The sequence below is a fragment of the Trichothermofontia sp. genome, assembly GCF_053493415.1.
In genome coordinates this window covers 1-5,196 of sequence record NZ_JBRCAD010000111.1, presented here as the reverse complement: position 1 = coordinate 5,196, position 5,196 = coordinate 1, and the positions used below count along the sequence as shown (strand labels likewise).

General features: G+C 54.7%; 5 protein-coding genes. 1 reads left to right on the top strand and 4 read right to left on the bottom strand.

What is annotated here, in order from left to right; translation table 11 throughout:
• The 3 genes from ACWIUF_RS09475 to ACWIUF_RS09465 all read right to left on the bottom strand — a co-directional run.
• On the bottom strand, positions 1-599 hold a 599-nt coding region (locus tag ACWIUF_RS09475), incomplete at its 3' end, for a DUF3747 domain-containing protein (RefSeq protein WP_448572115.1).
• A 312-nt stretch (positions 600-911) separates the two neighbouring features.
• A complete protein-coding gene (locus ACWIUF_RS09470; protein ID WP_448572114.1) occupies positions 912-1,523 on the bottom strand; it encodes a YdcF family protein in 612 nt (203 codons plus the stop codon).
• A gap of 159 nt (positions 1,524-1,682) precedes the next feature.
• On the bottom strand, positions 1,683-4,040 hold the full coding sequence (locus ACWIUF_RS09465; RefSeq protein ID WP_448572113.1) for a RelA/SpoT family protein: 2,358 nt from the start codon (positions 4,038-4,040) through the stop codon (positions 1,683-1,685).
• Positions 4,041-4,633: 593 nt separating this feature from the next.
• Here ACWIUF_RS09465 and patD point away from each other — a divergent pair.
• Entirely contained in the window at positions 4,634-4,990 is a 357-nt protein-coding gene (gene patD, locus ACWIUF_RS09460; RefSeq protein WP_448572112.1) for a heterocyst frequency control protein PatD, read from the top strand.
• A gap of 22 nt (positions 4,991-5,012) precedes the next feature.
• Here patD and ACWIUF_RS09455 read toward each other — a convergent pair.
• Positions 5,013-5,196, bottom strand: a 184-nt coding sequence (locus ACWIUF_RS09455; RefSeq protein ID WP_448572111.1) for a hypothetical protein, incomplete at its 5' end; no start/stop codon positions are given.

The following is a 5,196-nucleotide window of genomic DNA, read 5'->3' as shown; positions in this document are numbered from 1 at the left end:
GGCGGGGACAGGGTAGGTGGGGTTGTCGTGGCTGCCATTTCTGCAAGGCTCAGATCCGTTGCCAGGTAAATATGGCCGAGGGTTTTCTCGCCGAAGGTGCGTTTGGCAAACCGCCAGTTGGGGTTCAGGATAATTTTGGCAAACTCGCCGGGGATCACCCCATAGGCCCGACCGATTTCGAGAATGGGGGCATTGCGATCGCGGCTGGGGTACCCAATCAGCACGAGGTCATTGGCCGTGCGGACAACGCGCAGGTTGTAGTTGAGGGCCAAATCCTCACCCCCCATCCGAATCGAGAAGCCGTTGCTATCGGTTTTACGATCGCAAATCCCTGTGAAATTAAAGGTGAGTAATAGGGGATCAATCACCGTTGGGTTGCTGCCACTTTCAGCCCAGCAAGGCCGTTGGGCCGACGTTTGCTCCAAAATCAGCAGTTGGTATGCACCCGTAGTTCCACGAGGAGCCGCGATCGCAATCAACTTGGACTGCTCTACTTCCTGTTGTCCAAAGGTCGCAGCATTGACGGATCGCAAACCGCCAGTCGCTCCCACCAGGGTGGCAGTGAGGACAGTAAGGCCAAAGCGAAGTAGGGGTTTCATCAAGTTTTCCTCCCAGGAGTACAGGGGCTGCGGCTGATTACAGCAATCCTAAATGATTCGTCCAGGATTGTTAGGTAGGCTTCTAGCCTGAACGGGCAGGATGCCCACCCCACGCTGACAAAGCCGATGGGATTGCCCTAGTGGGGGTGTTCATTCTATGGCCTATGATGCCCATTGGACCGGCAGAGTTCCGCGATACCTGCCCGCCGATCGCAGCGAAATGCCCAAACCCAGGGTACCGTTCAATGCAAAATCCTGCATTATATTTTGCGTCTAATCCCTGTCCACCCCCGTCTTTCTTCTAAGGGGATGCTAATAAGACGGATGGCGTTTGACCAGGCTCAGGCCCGTATTCCCCGTCGCGACCCATAGGATTGCCCGCACCCCATCCCGCACGACTTTATTCAAAGACTCCGGGGAGCGATCGGACTCAACCGGAACTGGCTGGAAATGAATCCCACGACTGCCCAGCACAATTTCACCAATGACGACGGCGCGGCGCATATGATAGTCGGAGGTAATCAGGTAAACGCTACGAACCCCCTGAGCCTGGAGTTGATCGGCCAAAGTGGTGAAATTCGTGACCGTATCGACGGCGCGATAATCCAAATGCAAGCGTTCTACGGCAATCCCCGCTTCGGCGAAAACCCACTCGGCATACTCTGGATTGGTGCCCGAAGAAACCCAGATCGGTAGGTTGGGGTATTGGCGGGCAAATTCAGCCGCAAAGTGCTCCCGTTCCGGCGCACCCCCTAGAACTAGCACAGCCTGGGGGACTTCACCCGCCCGCTGCAGCGATCGCAGGGTCAGCCACCCGCCCGTTGAGCAACAGGCGACGGCCAAGCAGGTACATAGCCAACGGCGACGGGAAAAGCGTTGTCGGCGGTGCAGGATGGAATAGAGGTTTTTTCCCGGAAACGGCATGATCACGGCGCAAAACGGAGGCAGCAATAGGTCTCAACGATCGAGTAGAAGCGGCCAGAGGCCGTCGCTCTCGGATTTTGCAGGACTGTTGTGAGAAGAGCAAGGGGGCTGGGTGAAATTTTAAGTTTTGTAAGCAGACGCCCCCTTGGAGCCAGGGTATTAGTTAATGCGACGCAGGTTTAAGACATCACTCAGTTTTTTGATCTGGATCGAGGTGCGCTCTAGTTGGACACGATCCTGGACATCGATACAGAGATCCAAAATCGCGGGTCGATCATGGTGGGTTTTTACCTCGGCATGGCGGACGTTGATGCCATTATCCGCTAGCCGTGCCAGGACATCCTTGAGAATCCCCACACGATCAATCACCTCAATTTGTAAGGTCACCGGATAGGTATGGGGACGACCACTGCTATTCTGCCCTAAATTCCAACTGATGGGAATAAGGCGATCCCCCTCTATATGGACTAAATTTTCACAGTCATGGCGATGCACCGAAATCCCTCGCCCACGCGTGACCACGCCAATGATCGGCTCACCCGGAATGGGGTTACAGCACCCGGCAATATGGTGCATCAGACCATCAATCCCCGCGATCGGGGAATGGGTGGTCAGATCAGGTCGCTGGCTAGGCGAGACTTGGATCTGATCATCACGCAGGGTGGGGGGCAGGGTGGGGGCTGATTTGCCGCTGACGGCATCCCGAATGCGGTTGACTACCAAGTTCAAGGTTACCTCGCCATACCCCAGGGCCGCCAACAGGTCGTCGATGCTGTGGTAGTTACAGCGTTCCGCCACAGCTTGGATCGGGGCCGATTTGAGTAGGGCATCCAGGCCGTTTTTCCCCAGTTCCCGCTCTAACAATTCCCGCCCACGGGCAATATTTTCGTCCCGGTGCGATCGCTTATACCACTGGCGAATCCGGTTCCGGGCACCGGGGGTTACGACAAAATTCAACCAGCCCAGACTGGGATGGGAATTTTTCTGGGTAATGATTTCGACAATATCACCGTTGCGCAGTTCCGTATCTAGGGGAACCAGGCGACCATTGACCTTCGCGCCCGCACAGTGGTTTCCGACCTCCGTATGGATGCGATAGGCAAAATCCACCGGCGTCGCCTGTCGGGCTAGGGAAATCACATCGCCACGGGGAGTGAAGACATAAACATCCTCATGGAACAGGTTGTCCTTGACGTTATCCAGGTATTCCTGGGCATCTTTGAGATCATTTTGCCAGTCCAAGAGTTGCCGCAGCCAGGTAAACTTGTGTTCTTTGGCCGAGAGGGGCGTGTTGGAGTGACCCGTTTCCTTATATTTCCAATGGGCTGCAATCCCGTACTCAGCAATGTAATGCATTTCGACCGTGCGGATTTGCACCTCCATTGCCCGCCCATTCAGACCAATCACCGCTGTATGCAAGGACTGGTATTGGTTTGGTTTGGGTAGGCCAATATAATCCTTGAAACGACCGGGGATCGGACGAAAGGCATCATGGACGATCGCCAAGGTACGATAGCATTCTTCGGCGGTTTCGACAATAATGCGAATGGCGGCAATGTCATAAATCTCATGGAAACTCTTCTGTTGCCGCTGCATTTTTTGATAAATGCTATAAAGATGCTTAGGACGGCCACTAATATCGGCGTAGTTGATCCCCGCCAGGTGTAAGCGCTCTTGCAGGAGGGCGATCGCTTTGGCAAGGCGGGATTCGCGATCGATCCGTTTCTCGGCCACTAGCCCCTGCATCTCCCGGTAGGCGTCTGGCTCTAGATATTTGAAGGACAAATCTTCTAATTCCCACTTAAATCGGCCAATCCCCAAACGATTCGCCAAGGGGGCAAAAATTTCACGGGTTTCCAGGGCAATACGACGGCGCTTTTCATCCTTGAGGTGTTCCAGCGTGCGCATATTATGGAGGCGATCGGCCAGTTTCACCACAATCACCCGGATATCTTGGGCCATTGCCAAAAACATTCGGCGAAAATTCTCTGCCTGACTCTCGGTTTTGCTGGAAAAATTGAGCTTTGAGAGTTTCGTAACGCCTTCAACTAACTGGCGAACCTCCGCCCCAAACCGGGCCTCGATTTCGGCAGGGGTAATCTCCGTATCTTCCACCACGTCATGCAAAAAACCAGCGGCGATCATCGCCCCACTGCCCCCCAAGTCGCGCAGAAGCCCCGCAACGGCGATCGGATGACAAATATAGGGTTCGCCGGATGCCCGCCGTTGGCCCGCATGGAGGCAGTAGGCAAACTCAAATGCCTGACAGATCAGGCGGTTATCCTCCGGACTCAGGGGGATCGGTCGGCTAATGACGGGAAAGTCGCTGTCGCCGACTTCTCGGTTGCCCTCAAGGGTGGGGGGGGAGGTGGGTAGGTCCTGACCATTCAGGATGAGACACGATCGCAACCAGTCCGGCACAACCTCATAGTCCAGTGAGGTCGCACCAATGGGGTCCGGTGAGACCGTATCAACTGGGACGGCTGTCGAATCAATCGGTAAGGTAGTAACGTTCATGGAGCACATGCTGGGCAAAACTGAAACGAAGGTAGGCAATGTCGGCAAGGCATCAAACCAGGATCGCCGGAATCAGCTTGAGGGTGGGTGCTTGCGTACTGAGGATGAGCGGCGATGAGCAAGGCAATTAGAACAGGTAATTTCTTATACTAGAAATGAATAGGCGATCAGATTAAGTAATTTCTGATACGCAATATTAAGTTACTTAAACTAAAGTTTAATCTAAATTAATCAAACATTAAAATTCAACGATCACGCGGGGTTAGCCGCTTGCCCCAAGGCAGGGAGATTGCCCTCTCGCAGCATAGACAGGGACGGGTAGCCTCTAGAATTGACCCATCACCCTGGTTGAGCCGATGCCTGAACCGATGTGCCAAGTGGATACTGCCATCCCTATGCCAGCCTGGGTTAATGGCATCAGGACAGTTCAGAACGGGTCAGCGCAAAGCAGCTAAGTATTTGCCCTTGGCAGTTAACCAAGTGAAACTACCCTAGTGGGCATGATTGTTCCGAGTCAACTGTGTGGTCCTAACCCACACGGCTGCCTTAACCCACGGTGCTGTCCTGATCAACTGTGCTGATTGTGTATTCCAATGTTACCTCAACCCTACAGTGATGCCTATGCTCACTTGCGGCAAGTGTTGCTAGATCTGGAAGGCCGTCTCCAGGCCGATCCGGATCGGGCGTTACGGATCGAGGCCGTCACTACCGCCCAGGCCCAGTTTCAAGCAGTTCTATCCCTGAATCCAGAGGGCCTTAGCCCCACCCAGCGCCAACAGCAGCAGGCGGTCCATCCCGAAATCCATAAGTATTTGCGTCTCTTAAGTACTGATGTTGCGTTTCTCAAGGCGGCTCGTCAAGCCACTACCCGCCAGCAACGGGTGACGCTGATGGGCGATCGTGTCCAAACCCTGCTCCGCCTGTGTGATTATCTGCTCACTCTCGACTAATCGAGGTGGGGGGCTGTTGAACTTACTCTGGGGCTGTCAAGGTCTCTGGCCCCACTAGAACCACCTTAGCGGCCAGTAGGGCTGACGCCTGAGTGGATGGCCGGGGTGTTGGCTCATGGGTTCGGACTTCGGCCACCCCCAACACCTGACCCCGATCGTCCTCAACTCGCAGGATGGGGGCTTGGGGGATTGGGATCGGGCTGGGG

Bases quoted from the DNA above. Each gene is read 5' to 3' on its own strand.
- ACWIUF_RS09465 (WP_448572113.1), bottom strand. From the start codon at position 4,040: ATGAACGTTACTACCTTACCGATTGATTCGACAGCCGTCCCAGTTGAT.
- ACWIUF_RS09470 (WP_448572114.1), bottom strand. From the start codon at position 1,523: ATGCCGTTTCCGGGAAAAAACCTCTATTCCATCCTGCACCGCCGACAA.
- patD (WP_448572112.1), top strand. From the start codon at position 4,634: ATGTTACCTCAACCCTACAGTGATGCCTATGCTCACTTGCGGCAAGTG.